We start from the raw sequence: 18,238 nt of genomic DNA on the forward strand, positions 1-18,238 counted from the left end.
CGAGTGTGGATTTTCGCGGCACCTGTTGCACCGTTTGGGACACCGGCTAGGCTGCGGGGATGATGACCGGGCAGACTTTCGCGGGAACGGCGACGCGGCGACGCGCCTTGATGGGGATCGCTGGCGGGCTTTGCGCGCTTCCGGGGATCGGCGGCATGGCGCATGCGGCTGCCTCGCCTTCTGGCCAGCCTCCTGCCCGTGATATGGTGCGCCCGCCCCGGCTGCGCAACGGCGACGTGCTGGGGCTGGTCGCGCCCGCCGGCTTCGTGGCCGACCGTTTCGGCCTGGACGAGATCGCCGCGACGGTGCGGGCGATGGGGCTGGTCCCCCGGCTTGCCCCGCACCTGACCGCGCGTGCGGGCTATCTGGCTGGCGAGGATGCGGTGCGCGCGGCGGATCTCAACGCGATGTTCGCCGATCCCGAAGTGCGGGGCATCATGGCGGTGCGCGGCGGCTGGGGCTCGGCGCGGCTGCTGCCCCACCTCGACTTCGCGGCGATCCGCAAGGCGCCCAGGCTGTTCGCCGGCTTCAGCGACAATACCGCGCTGTGCCTGGCGCTGGCCCGCAACGGGATCGTCTCGATCCACGGGCCGACCGCCGCGACCTCGTGGCCGCCGTCCTCCTGGGAATCGTTCCGGCAGATCGCGTTCGAGGGGGCGATGCCCACATATGCGGTGCCTTCCTATGACGGGCCGAACCTCGGCGGGCGCGGGGCGGGGCTGAAGACCTTCCGGGGCGGCAAGGCGCGCGGGCTGCTGCTGGGCGGCAACCTTGCAGTGCTCAGCGCGCTCGTCGGCACCCCGTACCTGCCCGATTTCGAGGGCGCGATCCTGTTCCTCGAGGAAACCAACGAGGCCGAGTACCGCATCGACCGGATGCTGACCCAGCTCGCGCTCGCGGGGATACTGGGCAAGGTCGCCGGGGTGATCTTCGGGCAATGCACCCATTGCGAGAATCCGGACGGCGGCTTTTCCAACTTCACCGTCTACCAGGTGCTCGACGATCGCTTTGCCGCGCTGGGCGTGCCGGCGTTCCAGGGGCTGATGATCGGCCACGTCGCCGGGCAGGTCAGCGTGCCGCTGGGCGTCATGGCCGAGATGGACGCCGATGCCGGGACGTTGCGCCTGCTGGAGCCGGCGGTGGTCTGAGGGGCCGCACAAGGTGACAGGTTTACACGGTTTACACGGTCCAGAGGCAAAATGTGTCACCTTGCGTCCGAATGTGTCACCTTGTGAGGCCAAAGTGTCACCTTGCGGGCAAAAAGTGTCACCTTGCAGCGAAAAAGTGTCACCTTGCACGGGCCAGGTGTCACCTTGGGTCGGGGATGGGGAGAGGGCCATGCCGCGAAGGTATCGCAGGCCGGCGCATGTAGGAAAGCGGCCGCGGCGATCGTGAACCGCCTTCAGGGGATCGTTCGCAGCGGCGTATCTTCGGCGGCAAGGCCGTACTGCGCGACGAGGCCATCGAACAGCGCGTCCTCCAGAGCCTCGACGAACTCCAGCCCCGCACAGTGCGCGTTGGCCCAGGCGACGAATGCCAGCGTCGGGCGGCAGCCGGGCAGCGCGAGGGTGACGATCTCGTCCTCTTCCAGCAGGCCGACCCCCTCGACCCGCGCGCCAAGCGGAGTCAGATCCTTGAGCATGACGGTCATGCTGGTCACCCCCCGGCGAAACCGCGCGAGCATTTCCACGTCGCGCCGCGCATGACGGCGATCGGGAGCGGACGTACGCAGTCCGAAATTGACGGGTTCGACCCTGTGCGAAGGCCCGGTCCCGGAGCTGTGCGGGTGGGGCAGGGGCTCCGGCATTGTGGCGAATCCTCCGGTGACGTTAACCGATTCGGGTGAACCCGAGTCATACCCGGCCAGACCTGCCTCTCTTCTTGCAAAGCCGGCACGTATTTTTACGAATCACCAGTTGGCGGGCCGATTTAGCTGGTTATAAGGCATGGTTAACCTGCAAAGGATTGCACCAACTGGCGCCGGACCGAGCCCATTTTCCTAAGTTTTCCGCCCGGAGCGGCGGCATTCCGCGCTTTGCAGGCCGCCGGAATCGACAAGGCGTTAGCCCCGAACACCCTTTCTTAACCATTCTTTGCGCAGAATTTACGTGTTCATACAGGGGTTCTTATGCGCATCGACGCCAGAAATCTGCTCGACCGGCTTGGCAAGAACGATTTCGCCTACAAGGAATTCGAGGACCGTTTCAGCGAGCTGGAACTGTGGCCGATCCTGGAAGCGCTGCTGCGCGACCCGCGCCTGCAGGCGATCGACCAGGCCGAGGCGACGGTGGCGGCGATGCCCGAAGCGGCGCCCGCCGAAGTCGTCGAGACTTATTCCGGCGAGAGCCTGAGTTCCCTGTTCAGCCGCTATGGCAACGGCCCGGCCGCGAGCACCCCCGCCGACCGGCGCGGCGGCGGGCAGCAGCAGGACGTTCGCGCCATGCTGCGCCACTTGTCCGACCTCGGATCGCAGGGGAAGATCTGATGCCCGTCATCGTAACCCATAGCCTCAAGGGCGGCGTCGGCACGACCTTCACCGCCGCACACATCGCCATGGCCCTGTCCGAGGCGGGCGCCGACGTCACCGTGCTGACGACGGCCAAGCGCGACACCATGCCGCTGCACTTCGGCCTGCAGCCGGCGATGACGCTGCCTTCGCTGTTCGCGCCCGCCGAGGATGCGGTGCTGGTCGCCGGCATCGACTTGCGCAGCCTGCCTTCCGCGCCAGAGGACAACGACTTCGTCCCCGCGCTGCGCGATCTCGGCTTCCTGGAGACCGGGCAGGACAAGGTCATGGTGCTCGACGTGCCCTCGGCCGAATTCGCCTTCGCCCGCCGCGTGATCCCGCACGCCAGCGCCTCGGTCTGCGTGCTCAACGCCGCGCCGGACGTGCTGGCGCTGATGCCGCAGGTGCTTGACGAGGCCAGCCCCGAGGCGATCGCCGCCACCAGCTTCGTCATCAACGCGCTCGACGAGACGCGGCGCCTGTCGCGCCATTCCTCCGCCTTCATCCGCGAACTGGTCGGCCAGCGCCTGCTCGGCCGCATCCGCCTCGACGAATCGGTTCCCGAGGCGATCGCGATGCTCCAGCCGCTCGCCAAGTATGCGCCTACCAGCGCCGCCCTGGCGGATGCCAAGGCCGTCGGCACCGCGCTGGTGCCTGCGCTCGAAACGCCGGGCCGCCCCTGGGTGGCGCGCGGCTCCGCTCCCTCCAGCTCGTCGAGCCGCGCCGCATGATCGAGAAACTGGCCGCCCGCGTGCTGGACAACCGGCTCGCCCGCTACGCCTCCGTCGCGGTGATCGTCGGGATCGCCGCGGTGGTCATCGGCGTCCCGCTGGACGGCACCGCGCAGTGGGTCTGCGCCGGCGTCACGATGGCGGGCGCGCTGCTCATGCGCCGCATCAAGGGTCGCATGGGCGCGGTCGCGCTCGGCATCCTGGCGGTGCTGGTCTCGACCCGCTACCTGTTCTGGCGCACGACGCAGACGATCGAGTTCAACACCCCGCTCGAATTCCTGTTCGGCGGCGTGCTCTATCTGGCCGAGCTTTACGCCTGGATCATCCTGCTGCTGGGCTTCCTGCAGACCACCTGGCCGCTCGACCGCCCGGTGATCGAGCCCGAGGGCGAGCCGGACACCTGGCCGACCGTCGACATCTATATCCCGACCTACAACGAGAGCCTCGAGATCGTGCGCAACACGGTCTTCGCGGCGATGGACCTCGACTATCCGGTCGATCGCTACCGCGTCTTCATCCTCGACGACGGCAAGCGCGCCGAATTCCGCGCCTTCGCCAAGGAAGCGGGCTGCGGCTACATCACCCGCGACAACAACCTGCACGCCAAGGCGGGCAACCTCAACGCGGCGATGAAGAAGACCGACGGCGAACTGATCGCGATCTTCGACTGCGACCACGTCCCGACCCGCGCCTTCCTGCAGCTGACCGTGGGCTGGTTCCAGCAGGATCCGCGCCTGGCGCTGATCCAGACCCCGCACCACATGTATTCGCCCGATCCGGTGCAGCGCAACCTGGCCTCCACCATGGGCGACATGCCGGGCGAGGGCGACCTCTTCTACGGCCCGGTGCAGGGCGGCAACGACCTGTGGAACGCCACCTTCTTCTGCGGTTCCTGCGCGATCATCCGCCGCGAGGCGCTGATGGAGACCAACGGCTTCGCGGGCGAGACCGTGACCGAGGACGCGCACACCGCATTGAAGCTGCAGCGCACCGGCTGGAACACCGCCTATATCTCGGCGCGCCTGTCCGCCGGCCTCGCCACCGAGCGTCTGGTGCTTCACGTCGGCCAGCGCATCCGCTGGGCGCGGGGGATGACGCAGATTCTGCGTATCGACAATCCGCTGCTCGGCCGCGGCCTGACCTGGCAGCAGCGCCTCTGCTACCTCAACGCGATGATGCACTTCCAGTATCCGGTGCCGCGCATCGTGTTCCTGACCAGCCCGCTGGCGTACCTGATCTTCGGGCAGAACATCATCCAGGCCTCGGCCTCGCTGATCTTCGCCTATGCGCTGCCGCACCTGTTCTGCTCGTCGGTCGCCAACGAGAAGACGCAGGGCGGCTGGCGCCGGCCCTACTGGGGCGAAGTCTACGAGACGATCCTGGCCTTCCACCTCGTCAAGCCGACGGTGATGACCTGGTTCCAGCCGCGCAAGGGCAAGTTCAACGTCACCGACAAGGGCTCGCTGCTCGACCAGACGTACTTCGACTGGGCGATCGTCAAGCCGCACCTGATCTGCATCGGCCTCGTCATCACCGGCATCACCATGGCGGTCGTGAAATGGGCGTTCTTCCCCTACATGTTCAACATCCAGACCGATACGCTGGTGCTGAACGTGGCCTGGGCGCTGTTCTCCCTCGCCATCCTGCTCGCCGCCGTCTCCGTCGCCCGTGAGACCCGGCAGGAGCGCGTCGACATCCGCATCCCGGTGCAGCTGCCGGTCACCGCTTACCTCGCCTCGGGCCACACGGTTCCGGCCGAGACCATCGACATCTCGATGGGCGGCGCCGCGCTGGCGCTGCCAGTGGAGCTGCCGACCAAGGACCGCACCGTGCGCCACATCACCATGGCCATGGGCGACGAGGTGCTCTCGATCCCGGTGACGACGATGCGCACCAATGCGACCAACGCCTACGTGCGCTTCGAAAAACTCGACATCCTCGCTGGTCGTCACCTCGTGCGTGCGGTAATGGGCCGCGCTGATGCCTGGCAGCCGTGGGGGCCGCCGGCGATGGTCGGCACTGCCCGTTCCTTCGGCGATATTCTCAGGGTGGACATGGTAACACTGAAGCGCTTGCTGGGTCTGAACTTCGCCGAACGCCGCCAGATGAAGGGTGCCAACGCCGCCAAGAAGGCCGCCATGGCCAAGGCCGCGAAGGAAGCCGAGAAGGCGGACAAGGGCAAGAAGGGCGGCATGCCGCTCGCCAAGGCGGCGATGCTGGCCGGCGCGGTCGCGCTCGGCGCGGCGGGGCTGCTGTTCGGGACTTCGGAAGTCCATGCCCAGCCCGGACCCGGGGCGACCGCCGGCGCCACCCCGGCCGCAGCCGATGCCGCTCCCACCAATACCGGCGGCATGGCCGAGCGCCTGACGCTCAAGGACTTGCGCATCACCCAGCCGATCCGCCTGCGCGGCGTCTCGGGCGAGATGGGCATCCCCTTCGGCATGCGCCAGGACCGCGTCGCCACCGGGGCCGTGCTGCGCCTGCAGATGGCCTGGTCGCCCTCGATGCTCGACGACCTCAGCCAGCTGGTGGTCATCGTCAACGGCGAGGTCGTGCAGACCGTGCGCCTGACCCGCGCCAATGCCGCCGGGCAGGTGCTGGAAGTCCCCGTCAACCCGGCGCTGCTGCTGCCCGGCGACAACCAGCTCAACTTGCGTCTCGTCGGTCACTATGCCCGCGATTGCGAGGATCCGTTCCATTCCTCGCTGTGGGCGAATATCTCGAACACCCGTTCGTGGTTCGATTTCAGCTACCAGCCGCTGCCTTACGGCCCCGACCTGTCGCGCCTGCCGCTGCCGTTCTTCGACAAGGGCCAGAACGTGCCGCTGCGCATGCCCTTCGTCTTCGCCACGCAGCCGCGCGCGGGTGAACTGCAGGCCGCCGCCGCCACCGCCAGCTGGCTGGGCGCGCTCGCCAGCTATCGCGGCTTCAGCTTCCAGCCGGTCGTCGGCTCGATCCCGCGCGGCAACGCCATCGTCTTCCTCAAGGGCACGCAGGGCATTCCCGGCCTCGACGTCGCCCCGGCGGGCGGTCCCGCCGCCGCCGCGCTGCGCAACCCGAACGATCCCAACGGCACCCTGCTCGTCATCATGGGCCGCGACGACAACGACCTGCGCACCGCCGCCGCTGCCGTCGCGCTCGGCCGCGGCGTGTTCGGCGGCCAGCGCATGAGCTTCGACGGCGTGCGCATCCCGGCCTGGCCGCGCTACGGCGCGGTGCGCTGGCTGACCACCGACAAGCCGGTGGAGCTGGGCTCGATCATGCAGCCCTACCAGCTGCAGGGCATGGGCATCCCGCCGGGCCCGCTGACCACCGAGTTCCGCGTCGCCCCCGACCTGTTCTTCTGGCCGCGCGAAGGCGGCAAGCTGAACCTGGGCTATCGCTATCCGGTGGCGCAGTGGCTCGACAAGCGGGCCTCGCGCCTCGACGTCTCGATCAACGGCCAGTACCTCAAGACCCTGCCGCTCGGCGCGGCCTGGTGGGCCGAGCTGTTCGGCGGCAAGGGCGCCAAGAGCGCCGATTCGAACGCCACCGTGACGCTGCCGCGCTACAACCTGTTCGGCCAGAACGCGCTGACCTACGACTACAACCTGCTGATCGCCGACAAGAAGAAGTGCACCGGCACCCTGCCGGACAACGTGCGCGTCTCGATCGACCCCAAGAGCACGATCGACCTCACCAGCGCCTACCACGCGATCATGATGCCTGACCTCGCGACGTTCGCGGGCGCCGGCTTCCCCTTCACCGCCAGCCCCGACCTGTCGCAGACCACCGTGGTCGTCGCGCAGAACCCGTCGCTGGCATCGGTGCAGGCGTTCCTGACGCTGATGGGCCGCTTCGGCGATTCGACCGGCGTGCCGGTGACGGCGGTGACGGTGACGTCCTCGATCGACGGGGATGCGCTGGCCACGCAGGACGTGCTGGTGATCGGCGGAACCGGCCTTGCCGAGGCGGACATGTTCGCTAATGCCCCGGTGCGCTACGAGAACGGCCGCCTGCGCGTGTCCGAACGCTCGCCGATGCAGTACGTCACCGCGCTGTTCGGCGGCTCGCAGGAGAACGATCCGATGGCCGCCGCTCCGGTGGTCTACGATGCGCGCGGCTTCTCCGGCATCGTCAGCTTCCAGTCGCCTTACGCTTCCGACCGCACCGTGGTCGCGCTGCTGGCGGATGACGGCGCGGCGCTGCCCGCGCTGGTGGACGGCATGGCGGACGTGAAGGTCAACGCCTCGATCCAGGGCGACCTCGCGGTCACGCGCGGCGACGGCATGACCAGCTTCGCGCTGTCGAACCGCTACTGGGTCGGCTCGCTGCCGATCTGGATGAAGCTGGCCTACTACGTCAGCCAGCGTCCGATGATGCTGGGCGTTTTCACGCTGCTGCTGGCGCTGGCGCTTGCCGGACCTGCCTACATCTTCTTCCGCCGTCAGGCCCAGAAGCGCCTCGCGCGCCAGGACGACCACGCATGAGCATGAAGCGTACTTCCAAGTTCGGTATCGCCCTGCTGCTGTCCACCGCCGTGGCGCTGCCCACGGCGGCGCAGGCGCAGAACGCCGGTGTCGATGCGCTGGTCAAGCAGGCGCAGTACTGGCGTTCCAAGGGGCGCGAGGATCTGGCCCAGCAGGCGCTCAAGCGGGCGCGTGCGCTCGATCCCAACAACCCGGCGCTGAAGGCGGCGCCCAGGCCCGCGCCCGCGCCGAAACCGGCCCCTGCGCCCAAGCCTGCCGTCGCCCGCCCGGCGCCCGCGCCCAAGCCCGCTCCCCAGTCCGCTCCGGCGCGCACCGTCGCCGCCAGGCCGACGCCCACTCCCACCCCGGCGCCCGCGCCCGCTCCGGTCTCCGCCGCCGACCGCGCGGGCCGCGCCCGTGTCTCGGGCTTCGATGCGCTCAATGACGGCAACCTCGGTTCCGCCGCCTCGCAGTTCCAGCGGGCGCTTTCGGTCAACCGCCGCGATCCCGATGCGCTGGGCGGTCTCGGTCTCGTGCGCCTGCGCGAAGGGCAGTTCGCGGAGGCCGCCAGCCTGCTCGAACAGGCTTCGGCCAGCGGCAAGGCCAGCCAGTGGGCCGAGGGCCTCGCCTCCGCGCGCTTCTTCGCCGGCGTGGACGAGGCCAAGGGCCTGATCGCCCAGAACCGCCTCGCCGACGCCCAGAGCCGCGTCGAGGGCCTCGTGCGGTCGGGCTACAAGGAACCCGGTCCGGCGCTCGAACTGCTGGCCGACATCTACGAGCGGCAGGGCCGCTATGCCGATGCCGCCGATCTCTACCGCCAGGCGGCGCAGGGCGGTTCGGCCGCCGACGACAAGCGCCTGCAACTGCGCGCCGCGCGCGGCCGTGCCCTTGCCGCCGCCGAGCGGGGCGATGATTTCGGCGCCGTGCGCGAATTCCAGCAGGGCCTCGTGCTCGATCCCAGCGACCCGTGGATCCGCTACGAATTCGCCCAGTTCCAGATCGAGCGCGGCCGCGTGCCCGAGGCCGAATCGCTGATCCGCTCGCTGGCGAGCAGCGGCAATGCCGATTCGCTTTATGCCGCGGCCCTGCTCAACAACGACCTCGGCCGCGCGAGCGAGGCGGACCGGCTGGTCTCGATGATCCCCGAAACGCAGCGCACCGCGCCGATGCGCAATCTTGCGCTCAGCGTGAAGACCGACGCGGCGATCGCGCGGGCCAAGGCCATGGCGGCCAGCGGGCAGGGCGCGCAGGCGGTCGGCGCGCTGCGCCAGCTTGGCGCGATGGCCTCGATTCCGGCAGGCAAGCAGGCCGCCGTCGCCAATGCGCTGTTCGACCTCGGCGACACGCAGGGCGCGGCCGAAGTCGCCGCCAATGCCGCGACCGGCCGCATCGACACCATCGCCGACTACGAGGGCCTGATCGGCGTCCTCACCCGGACCGGCCGCAGCGACCTTGCCCAGCAGGCGCTGCAGCGCGCCTCGCAACTGGCGGGCTCCAGCGCCGACGGGCAGAAGGCCTATGCGCGCATCAGCGCCGGGATGATGGTCGGCCAGGCCGACGAGGCGCGGCTCGGCGGTCGCTATGCCGAAAGCTTCGACATTCTCCAGCAGGCCTATTCCGCCGCGCCGGACAATGCCGAGATCATGTCCGGCCTCGCGCGGCTCTACCAGACCGGCGGCATGCCCGCGAAGGCGGCGCAGACCTACCAGCTGGTGCTGGCGCGCAAGCCCAACGACAAGGACGCGCTGCTCGGCCTGGCCGACACCGCGCAAGGGGCGGGCGACCGCGACTTGTCGGAACAGGCGCAGCGGCAGGTGCTGCGGCTCTACGGGCAGGACTATCAGGTGCGCATGGCCCTCGCCAATGTCGAGCGGGCACGCGGCAACGATCGCGCGGCGGTGGCGATGCTCAAGGACGCGCGCGCGCTCTATGCCCGCCAGAGCGGCGGCGTGGCGATGGGCGGCAATCCCTTCGCCGGGATGAGCGCGGGCCCCGCCGGCGGCTCCAACCCGTTCCGCAACCAGATGCAGGCGGCGCCGCAGCAGGTGAATCCCTTCGCCCTCGGCGGCGGTACGCGCCTGCCGACCGCTTATCCGCCGCAGGCCCAGCCCCCGTTCCAACAGAGCGGCTTCGGTTACGCCGCGCCCCAGCAGGCGAGCGCCTTCGGCGCCGCGCCGGTCGGGCTGGGGACCGGCCAGAGCGGCTTCGGCGGTTTCGCCGGGGCGCAGGCCGCGCAGGCCTATGCCGCACCGCAGGCCAGTTACGCCGCGCCCGATCGCTATGCCTCGCCGGTCGGCTCGACCGCGCCGGTGGCGGCGGCATGGGGCACCCCGGCCGCGACGCCGGGCTATGACGGCCCGCAAGTCCCGGTCGCCTACACGGGCGATCCGGTGATGACGCAGATCCAGTCGCAGATCGACCAGCTGGCGCAGGACACCGGCCCGCGCGTCGACGTCGCCACCGGCTATCGCGGCCGTTCGGGCGAGACCGGCCTGTCCAAGCTCGACGAGATCAAGGGCTCGGCCAAGTTCTCGACCGGCGCCGCCGGTGGCCGCGTCTTCGCCAAGGCCGAGGCCACGGTGATCGACGCCGGCCGCCCGACCGGATCGGGCCTGGCGCGCTTCGGCCGCAACGCCACCCCCGAGGCACAGGGCATCGTCGCCGAAGAGGAATCCGCCCTCGTCAATGCGGACAGCCAGAACGCCTCGGGCGTCGCCTTCTCGGCGGGCTACGAGAGCGACGCGATCCAGCTGGAAGCGGGCACCACCCCGGTCGGCATGGGCAAGACCAAGTTCGCCGGGCGCGCCGCCGTCACCCCCAAGCTGGGCCAGAACGTGCGCGCCACCGCCTTCGTCGAGCACAAGCCGGTGACCGATTCGATCGTCTCCTATGCCGGCACCCGCGATCCCGTCACCGGCGAGAGCTGGGGCCAGGTCATGCGCAGCGCCGGCGGCCTTGGCCTGAGCTACGACGAGAACGGCTCGGGCGTCTACGGCGAGGCGCGCTACTACCGCCTGCGCGGTCACAACGTGGCGAACAACGACGGCTTCGAGGCCAACGTCGGCGGCTATCTGGAAGCCTACAAGGGCCGCAACTCGCGCGTCACCGTGGGCCTGAACGTCAATTATCAGGGCTACCAGAAGAGCGAGAACTACTTCACGTTCGGCAATGGCGGCTACTTCAGTCCGCAGAGCTTCATCGCGGTCGGCTTCCCGGTGAACTACACCATGCAGGACGAACGCTGGGACGTGGCGGCCTCGTTCACGCCGGGCTTCCAGAGCTACAAGGAAGACCAGAGCGCGATCTATCCGACCGACGACGCCGCGCAGCTGGCGCTGGAGCAGCTCAAGGAGCAGAACAGCGACGTGCGTTCGTACTACGACAGCCTGAGCAAGACCGGCTTCGCGCTGTCGGCGCAGGGTTCGCTCTATTACAAGATCACGCCCAACACCCGCATCGGCGGCGAACTGGGCTACAACACTTTCGGCAGTTATGACGAGTTCCGCAGCATCCTGGGTGTGCGGCAGAGCTTCGGGAGCACCGGTAAATGAAGATGCAGGCTTTTCCCCAGCCCCGCAGCGGGCCTTCGGACCATGCCGTCGGCGGACTTGCGCTGCTGGCGATCTCCACCGCCTCGGAAATCTGCGAGGCCATCCCCGAGGAGCAGGCGCATGGCTTCTTCCTCGCCATCGGCCGCCGCATGGCCGCGCTGGAGCCGCTCGACGGGGTGAACGACGCCTCGGTGCTCTGCGCCCGGATCAATGCCTTCTGGCTGGCGCTCGACTGGGGCGAGATCGAGCTGGCGGTGGGCCGCGACGCCATCATCGTGCGTCACCGCGATCTGCCGACCGAGATCGCACCCGACCGTGCGGGCCACTGGGCGCGCATGCTGCTGGGCGTTCTGGAAGGCGCCTACGACTGCTGGTTCCGGGTTCTCGGAAGCGGCCCGGCCCTGCGCACCACTGCGGAATGGAAGGGGGACACGCTCGAGCTTCGTCATGGCCGCTGATACGTTTTTCCGGCCGAAGGTCGATCGTCGTACATTCTCGCTGGGGGCACTGATGGCCTTCACCGCAGCCTGCAATACCGCACCAAGCCAGGGCCGCGCCCAGCAGGTCACCGATCCGTTCTGGACCCAGTGGCGCGACCGCTTCGTCGCGCCCGAGGGCCGCGTGGTGGATACCGGAAACGGCCGCATCAGCCACTCGGAAGGCCAGAGCTACGGGATGATCCTGGCCCTGCGCGCGGGCGACCGCGAAGCCTTCGAGCGCATCGCCAAATGGACGCAGGACACCCTGGGGCGCGAGGACATGGCGCTTCATTCGTGGAAGTACGATCCCGCCGCCGCCGTGCCCGTGTCCGATCCCAACAACGCCACCGACGGCGATCTGGTGATCGCCTGGGCGCTGGCGCTGGCGGGGCAGCGCTGGAAGCGCAGCGAATGGCTCGACCGCGCGCGGGAAATCCGCAAGGCGGTCCGCGAGCACTGCGTGGTCTCGCGCTTCGAGCGCAACCTGCTGCTGCCCGGCATCGTCGGGTTCGCCGAAGGGGCGCAGGTCATGCTCAATCCCTCGTACTTCGTGTGGCCCGCGCTCGACCAGTTCGCCAAGGCGGACGGGGCCTCGGTCTGGGGCCCGGTGATCCGCGACTGCGAGGCGATCCTGACGCTGTCGCGCTTCGGTCCCGGACAGTTGCCGTGCGACTGGATCGCGGTGACCGGCCACGACGCGGTGGCGCCGGCGGTCGGCAAGCCGCCGCGCTTCGGCTACGATGCGATCCGCATTCCGCTCTACGCCGCGGTCGGCAAGCGCGCCGCGCTGGTGCAGCCGGTGGCGGACTGGTGGCGCGGGCGGCTCGCCCAGCACCGCTCGCTGCCTGCCTGGATCGACGTGGTGACCGGGGAGGAGGCGAACTATGCCCTCTCCAGCGGCGGCGCGGCGATCGCGGCGCGGCTGATCGGCTCGACCACGCCGCCGGCGCTGGACAGCGATTACTTCAGCGCCTCGCTGCAGATGCTGGCGCGGCTGTAACCGAATTCCTCCCCGAGCTTGTCTCGGGGAGGGGGACCGCCACCGCAGGTGGTGGTGGAGGGGGAGGAGGCGGGAAATTCCCCCTCCGTCAGCCCTGACGGGCTGCCACCTCCCCGAGGCAAGCTCGGGGAGGGATGCAGATCACACCCGCTCGGCGCGCACCGCCATCAGCCCGAACAGGCTGAGCAGCGCCGCGCCCGAGATGTAGAGCCCCACGAACAGCACGCCGCCGCTGTCGGCCAGCCCCTGCGCCACGGCGGGCGCGAAGCCGCCGCCGACGATGCCGCCCACGTTGAACGCGATCGAGGCACCGGTATAGCGCACCCGCGCCTTGAACAGCCGGGGCAGCAGTTCGGCGATCGGGCCATAGACGAGGCCCATCGTGAACAGCGCGATGCACAGGAACACGCCGATCACGAACAGCGATCCGGCCGAGAACATCAGCCCCATCACCGTCCCCAGCACCACCGCGCAGAAGCACCCGAACATCAGCACCGAGCGCGAGGAGCGCTTGTCCGCCGCATAGCCGGCGACGACGATGCCCACCGCCATGAACAGGATCGCGAAGAGCTGCACGCCCAGGAACTGCTGGCGGCCATAGCCCAGCGTGCCGGTGCCGTAGCCGAGCGCGAACGTCGTCGCGAGGTAGTAGAGCGCGAAGCAGGCGATCACCGCGAACGTCCCCGCGACCGTTTCGCGCAAGTGCGTGCGGAACAGCTCGACGATGGGAATGGCGCGGTGGTGGTCGTCCTCCAGCTTGAACACCGGGCTTTCGGACAGGCGGAAGCGGATCCACAGGCCGAGGCCGACCAGCACCGCGCTCAGCAGGAAGGGGATGCGCCAGCCCCAGGCGGCGAACTGCGCGTCGCTCAGAACGGAACTGATCACGAGGAACAGGCCGTTGGCGGCGAAGAAGCCGACCGGCGCGCCGAGCTGCGGGAACATGCCGAAGCGCGCCTCGTAGCCCTTGGGGGCGCTCTCCACCGCCAGCAGCGCCGCGCCGCCCCACTCGCCGCCAAGGCCCAGGCCCTGGCAGAAGCGCATCAGGCACAGCAGCGCGGGGGCGAGCCAGCCGGCGCTTTCGTAAGTCGGCAGCACGCCGATCAGCACGGTGGCGCCGCCCATCAGCAGCAGCGAGGCGACGAGGGTGGACTTGCGCCCCACCCGGTCGCCGAAGTGCCCGAACAGCGTCGCGCCCACCGGCCTCGCGATGAAGGCGATGGCGAAGCTGGCGTAAGCCGCGAGGTGCTGGACGGTGGCGGACTCGGCCGGGAAGAACAGCGGTCCGAAGACCAGCGCCGCGGCGGTCGCGTAGATGTAGAAGTCGTAGAACTCGACCGCGGTGCCCACCAGGCTGGCGGTCAGCACGCGGGCGTTCTGGCGGTAGACGTTCATTCGGTGGGTTCCCCTCGCTCGGCGTTCTCCCCTAGCGGGTGAGAACGCCGATGACGAGAGGGATGGTATCCTTTCGGATCTCCATCAGAACCGGGCCTCGGAACCGGGCGTGACGCCCATCCGGACGCGGGCCGGAGCCAAGTTTCACTATTGGATGGCGATCATTCGGCGGCGATCGCCAGCGCCGGGGCGCAGCTTTCCAGCAGGCGATCGCGCAGCCAGTCTGCGGCGGGGTCGCGGTGGCTGCGTTCGTGCCAGAGCAGCCAGTAATCGAGATAGCCCAGCGCGGCGGGAGCGGGGCGGGTGGCGAGTTCGTCGGCGCGTGCACTTGCCTCGATCAGGCGCGAAGGCACGGCCATGACGAGATCGCCGGCCAGCAGCAGGTCCGGGGCGAGCCCGAAATAGGGCACGCTCGCGGCCACCCGGCGGCTGCCCGTGCCGAGCAGCGTGGTCACACGGTCGAGTTCGGCATCGCTCACCGTCAGGCCCAGGTGCTCGTGATCGAGGAAAGCCTCGGTCGACACCTCGCCGGCACCGGCGAGCGGGTGGCCGGGGCGGGTGACGCAGACGAAGTGATCGCGAAACAGGTGCAGCCGGTGGAGCTGTGCGGGATCATGCTCCAGCCCCGAGATCGCGATGTCGATGTCGCCCTGCGCCAGCGCACGGTGCGTCGCATGGCCCAGCGGCAGCACGTCGATGGCGATGCCCGGCGCGATCCTGCGCAGCAGCGGCAATGCCGGAATGATCACCGAAAGCACGCCGAAGTCGGTGGAGGCGATCCGGAAGCGGCGCTCGACCTCAGCGGGATCGAAAGTCGGTTCGACCAGCAGGCTGGAGGTATCGGCGACCCAGTCTGCGAGCCGCCCCACCAGATCGTCCCCGCGCCGCGTGCGGATCATGCCTCCGCCCGAGCGCACCAGCAGCGGGTCGTTCAGCGCGTCGCGCAGCTTCCCCAGCGAGCGGCTGACGCTCGGCTGGCTGATGCCCAGCATCAGCGCGGTGCTGCTCACGCTCTTGGTCTTGAGCAGCATTGCCAGGACCAGCAGCAGGTTGGGGGAGAGAGTCGGGATCATATGCGAGGGCGTCGCATTAGCAAATGCCATGTATCTCGGCCAGATTTCAATCCTTACAAAACGTTGCCCGCGCGACTCTGCCAAGGCTGCCGGCTTGTCTGGCAGAGCGTCTGCCTGGCGCCTTCCCGTCGGTTATGTGCGCCGTGCCAGCCGTGCGCGGTCGGCGATCATGCGCAGGGCCCGGCGCACGCCATGGCGCCTGCGGCCCACCGCCCAGAGCAAGGAGCCGAAATCGGGCCGGATCGTCCCCAGAGAGTCAAGCTCGCGGTACACTGCCCAGAAGCGATCGACGCCGATCGCGCGGGGCATGTTGAAGACGCCGTGATAGCCAAAGGCCGTGCCGACATCGCCTGCCCGCTCGGCGGCGAAGATGTCGGCGAGGTCGCGCGGGGCGAAGCGCAGGCCCTGCTGTTCCAGCCAGCCGCGATTGGCGCGGCCGATGGCGACGTCCTCGGGATGGAGCGGTGTGAACTGCGGCATGCGGCAGGCCTCCATCAGCCGCCGACTGCGTAGGGAAAAGCCACCGTTTCCGACGTCGTGGCCATCGCCGAACTGGGGCCAGCTGGCGCCGATGTAGTCGTAGTCGAGGAATTGTGGCCGCCAGCGCCCCGCGTCGAGAACGTGCCCGTCCCACTGCGCCACGAGGCAATGCGAGGTTTCGACATGCTCCGCCAGCAGGAAGTCCGAATAGGCCGCCGACGATCCGATCCGTCGGATCGGGACGATCTCGATTTGCGGATGGCGGGGCAGGACGGATGCGTCGGTCAGGAGCTTGCAGGCAGCGAAGTCGATCTGCTGCAGGCTCGTCTCCAGCGCGCGCAGGGTGGCCGCGACGTTCACCGAAGTCACCGCGCAGAGCGTCACCTGAGGCAGCGCGAGCCGGGTTTCCGAGCCTGGGTCCGTGGTCATCGCCGTCAGCGCCTAAAGCTGCACCGCGAAACGCTCGCTGAACCGGCTGAGCTGCGGGTGATGATAGGGGTCCACTCTTTCGTCGGTGCTCCACCGGGCCTTCAGTGCGGCCAGTTCGCCCGCAAGGCGCGCGGCGCCTGCGGGATCGCGATCGAACCCGCGTGAGACGGATTCGTGATGCACCAGCGTCGCCCGGGGTTCGTAGAGCGATTGCCACCCGCGTGCATTCAGCCGCATGCACAAGTCCACGTCGTTGAAGGCCACCGCGAAGTTCGCTTCGTCCAGCCCGCCCACCGCCTCGAAGCGCGTGCGCTGCACGACGAGGCAGGCCGCGGTCACGGCCGAGACGAACTGTGGCAGCGCATGGCGGCGGAAATAGCCCTCATCGTCGGGGTGCAGCAACCGGTGGGCATGGGCCGCTCCGCCGCCCACGCCCAGCACCACGCCGGCATGCTGGATGCGTCCATCGGGATAGAGCAGGCGCGCGCCCACGGCGCCGACCTCTTCGCGCAGCGCATGGCGGGCCATGATCGCCAGCCAGTCAGGTGCCCGCACTTCGATGTCGTTGTTGAGCAGGCACAGAAGTTCCCCGCGCGCTTGCCTGGCCGCAAGGTTGTTGAGCGCCGAGAAGTTGAACGGCCCTGGTGCCCGCAGCACCGTGTGACGCGCGGGGTCGAGCGCATCGAGGAAGGCCAGCGTCGCGGGATCGTCGCTGCCGTTGTCGACGACGATCACGTCCATGTCGGGATAGTCCGTCCGCGCCAGCCCTTCCATGCAGGGCCGCAGCAGATCGACCCGGTTGCGCGTGGGTACGATGACGGTGACGGGCGGCAAGCGGCCTCCGCTCACCGGTGCTGCGGGAACGACCGGTGCGCGCCGGGCGTGGCGATGGTGGAGGACGTATGGCAGATGGATCGGCAGGCCCTCCTTCCCGGCCGTCTCGCCATCTTGAACCATCGTGGCAACGAGATGCGCGGCGCGGTCCGGACCCGATGCGGCGGCCAGCCGACCTTCATCCGCGCGCACGATGCAGGCGCCGGTGAGAAAATCGAAATGGCGAAAAAGCTCGGCATTCCATTCCGGCTTGAAGTGCGGCGAGCAGCGCTGCCCTGTGCCGTCCACGAGATCGTCATCGGCATAGACGATGCACGCCTGGGCGGACGCGGACGCGGCGGCGCGACGATAGGCGGCAGCGGCGCCGGGTGCCAGCACGTCTCCGGCAGCGAGCGGCATGATCCAGGGGCGGCCGCTCCAGTCGATGCGGCGCGCCGCCTCGGCGAAGTCGGCGCCGTCCGGCGTGCCTGACACCAGCATGGCAATGCCTTCGCGGGCGAGGCTGCGCAAGGTTGCCTCCAGTGCGTCCTCTCCGCATTCCCCGGCATGGACAAGCGCGACGATCGGCGGGCCGTCTTCGCTGCCCGTTGCGATCGGCTTCTCGCCGTGCAGCCACAGGCGATAGGCCTGCGGGGAGATCGCCAGCAGCGGTGCGAACTGCGCCCGGGCCCGCACCCGCTTGCCACACAGACGCCACCATGCCGCCGTCAGGTAGGCGCGCGGCATGCGGCACAGCGCATGCAGGTGAACGCTTAGCATCAGCCATGCACGGCCACCTGGAGCTTGGGATCGGGCCGGGGCATCGGACTGGGCCGGAAGTCGGAGGTGCATCGCAGGCATCACGGCTGGCGATAGTCGGTTGCCGGCAGGTGGCCAAGCGGAAAGCCGGGATTGAGGTCACTGCTCGGCTGCCCCATCGAGCCGTGACCGCACGTCCTCGCGGATACCATCCGGCTATCGGGTAGGCATGGTACTGACCGGGCACAGGCGCCGCGCCATCGTACTCAGCGCGCACGAGCGAAGCCATCGGCGAGGATGGCAAGACCCGATCGATCACCTGCGAAAAAACGGATAGCGATGACGGAAGTTTTCGCCGGATGTTCCAAAACCCCGGCGGAAGCCTGAGGCAAGCCTTGCGAGGCAGGAAGACCATGAAGCGACTGGATGCCCCGCGAGGATTCGAACCTCGATAGACGGAATCAGAATCCGTAGTCTTACCATTAGACGACGGGGCATCGGGAGGCGCCCCACTAGCGTTGGTCGTGATTCGGGTCAAGCGGGTTGATTCATCAAAATGCGCGGCCCTTGCTCG

12 protein-coding genes and 1 tRNA gene are annotated in these 18,238 nt (G+C 68.9%); 7 read left to right on the top strand and 6 right to left on the bottom strand.

Translation table 11 applies throughout. The features are described from left to right. Positions 1–59 precede the first annotated feature (59 nt). A complete protein-coding gene (locus V2S85_RS08635; RefSeq protein ID WP_419198180.1) occupies positions 60–1,148 on the top strand; it encodes a S66 peptidase family protein in 1,089 nt (362 codons plus the stop codon). Positions 1,149–1,402: 254 nt separating this feature from the next. On the opposite strand, the gene V2S85_RS08640 is transcribed toward V2S85_RS08635, so the two are convergent. Next, a complete protein-coding gene (locus tag V2S85_RS08640; protein WP_330702464.1) occupies positions 1,403–1,807 on the bottom strand; it encodes a hypothetical protein in 405 nt (134 codons plus the stop codon). A gap of 321 nt (positions 1,808–2,128) precedes the next feature. On the opposite strand from V2S85_RS08640, the gene V2S85_RS08645 reads away from it, so the two are divergent. From V2S85_RS08645 to V2S85_RS08670, 6 genes are read left to right on the top strand one after another with little or no spacing between them, the layout of a single operon-like run. Then, positions 2,129–2,485 carry a hypothetical protein gene (locus V2S85_RS08645; protein WP_330702465.1) on the top strand — a complete coding sequence of 119 codons (357 nt, stop codon included), beginning with the start codon at positions 2,129–2,131 and terminating at the stop codon, positions 2,483–2,485. Next, the gene (locus tag V2S85_RS08650) at positions 2,485–3,237 is read left to right on the top strand and encodes a cellulose synthase operon protein YhjQ/BcsQ (RefSeq protein WP_330702466.1); all 753 of its coding nucleotides are present in this window, start codon (positions 2,485–2,487) and stop codon (positions 3,235–3,237) included. Before V2S85_RS08645 ends, V2S85_RS08650 begins: the two co-directional genes overlap by 1 nt. Further along, positions 3,234–7,706, top strand: a complete 4,473-nt coding sequence (gene bcsA, locus V2S85_RS08655) for a UDP-forming cellulose synthase catalytic subunit (RefSeq protein WP_330702467.1) — start codon at positions 3,234–3,236, stop codon at positions 7,704–7,706. Before V2S85_RS08650 ends, bcsA begins: the two co-directional genes overlap by 4 nt. Then, positions 7,703–11,236, top strand: coding sequence for a cellulose biosynthesis protein BcsC (locus V2S85_RS08660; protein WP_330702468.1), 3,534 nt, complete (start codon positions 7,703–7,705; stop codon positions 11,234–11,236). The genes bcsA and V2S85_RS08660 overlap by 4 nt, the downstream gene beginning before the upstream one ends. Further along, positions 11,233–11,694, top strand: a complete 462-nt coding sequence (bcsD, locus tag V2S85_RS08665) for a cellulose biosynthesis protein BcsD (RefSeq protein WP_330702469.1) — start codon at positions 11,233–11,235, stop codon at positions 11,692–11,694. The genes V2S85_RS08660 and bcsD overlap by 4 nt, the downstream gene beginning before the upstream one ends. Continuing rightward, complete coding sequence (locus V2S85_RS08670) at positions 11,684–12,715, top strand: glycosyl hydrolase family 8 (protein ID WP_330702470.1); 1,032 nt, start codon at positions 11,684–11,686, stop codon at positions 12,713–12,715. Before bcsD ends, V2S85_RS08670 begins: the two co-directional genes overlap by 11 nt. Before the next feature lie 141 nt (positions 12,716–12,856). On the opposite strand, the gene V2S85_RS08675 is transcribed toward V2S85_RS08670, so the two are convergent. The 5 genes from V2S85_RS08675 to V2S85_RS08695 all read right to left on the bottom strand — a co-directional run bounded on the left by V2S85_RS08675 (position 12,857) and on the right by V2S85_RS08695 (position 18,161). Continuing rightward, the gene (locus V2S85_RS08675) at positions 12,857–14,110 is read right to left on the bottom strand and encodes an MFS transporter (protein WP_330702471.1); all 1,254 of its coding nucleotides are present in this window, start codon (positions 14,108–14,110) and stop codon (positions 12,857–12,859) included. Between the two features lie 161 nt (positions 14,111–14,271). Next, positions 14,272–15,183: a LysR family transcriptional regulator gene (locus V2S85_RS08680; RefSeq protein ID WP_330702472.1), complete on the bottom strand. Its 912-nt coding sequence runs from the start codon at positions 15,181–15,183 to the stop codon at positions 14,272–14,274. 132 nt (positions 15,184–15,315) lie between these two features. Next, a complete protein-coding gene (locus tag V2S85_RS08685; RefSeq protein ID WP_330702473.1) occupies positions 15,316–16,092 on the bottom strand; it encodes a DUF5672 family protein in 777 nt (258 codons plus the stop codon). Between the two features lie 12 nt (positions 16,093–16,104). Next, positions 16,105–17,685 (bottom strand): glycosyltransferase family 2 protein, encoded by a 1,581-nt coding sequence (locus V2S85_RS08690; protein ID WP_330702474.1) that lies wholly within the window; start codon positions 17,683–17,685, stop codon positions 16,105–16,107. A 402-nt stretch (positions 17,686–18,087) separates the two neighbouring features. After that, positions 18,088–18,161: transfer RNA gene (locus V2S85_RS08695), tRNA-Gln, on the bottom strand. Positions 18,162–18,238 lie beyond the last annotated feature (77 nt).

It is taken from the genome of Novosphingobium resinovorum, assembly GCF_036352595.1.
In the GTDB taxonomy this organism is placed as follows: domain Bacteria; phylum Pseudomonadota; class Alphaproteobacteria; order Sphingomonadales; family Sphingomonadaceae; genus Novosphingobium; species Novosphingobium resinovorum_B.

What these genes read in the sequence shown, in the direction of transcription:
- V2S85_RS08660 (WP_330702468.1), top strand. Translation starts at nt 7,703, where the DNA reads ATGAGCATGAAGCGTACTTCCAAGTTCGGTATCGCCCTGCTGCTGTCC.
- V2S85_RS08645 (WP_330702465.1), top strand. Translation starts at nt 2,129, where the DNA reads ATGCGCATCGACGCCAGAAATCTGCTCGACCGGCTTGGCAAGAACGAT.
- bcsD (WP_330702469.1), top strand. Translation starts at nt 11,233, where the DNA reads ATGAAGATGCAGGCTTTTCCCCAGCCCCGCAGCGGGCCTTCGGACCAT.
- V2S85_RS08685 (WP_330702473.1), bottom strand. Translation starts at nt 16,092, where the DNA reads ATGACCACGGACCCAGGCTCGGAAACCCGGCTCGCGCTGCCTCAGGTG.
- V2S85_RS08690 (WP_330702474.1), bottom strand. Translation starts at nt 17,685, where the DNA reads ATGCTAAGCGTTCACCTGCATGCGCTGTGCCGCATGCCGCGCGCCTAC.
- V2S85_RS08650 (WP_330702466.1), top strand. Translation starts at nt 2,485, where the DNA reads ATGCCCGTCATCGTAACCCATAGCCTCAAGGGCGGCGTCGGCACGACC.
- V2S85_RS08680 (WP_330702472.1), bottom strand. Translation starts at nt 15,183, where the DNA reads ATGATCCCGACTCTCTCCCCCAACCTGCTGCTGGTCCTGGCAATGCTG.
- V2S85_RS08635 (WP_419198180.1), top strand. Translation starts at nt 60, where the DNA reads ATGATGACCGGGCAGACTTTCGCGGGAACGGCGACGCGGCGACGCGCC.
- V2S85_RS08670 (WP_330702470.1), top strand. Translation starts at nt 11,684, where the DNA reads ATGGCCGCTGATACGTTTTTCCGGCCGAAGGTCGATCGTCGTACATTC.
- bcsA (WP_330702467.1), top strand. Translation starts at nt 3,234, where the DNA reads ATGATCGAGAAACTGGCCGCCCGCGTGCTGGACAACCGGCTCGCCCGC.
- V2S85_RS08675 (WP_330702471.1), bottom strand. Translation starts at nt 14,110, where the DNA reads ATGAACGTCTACCGCCAGAACGCCCGCGTGCTGACCGCCAGCCTGGTG.
- V2S85_RS08640 (WP_330702464.1), bottom strand. Translation starts at nt 1,807, where the DNA reads ATGCCGGAGCCCCTGCCCCACCCGCACAGCTCCGGGACCGGGCCTTCG.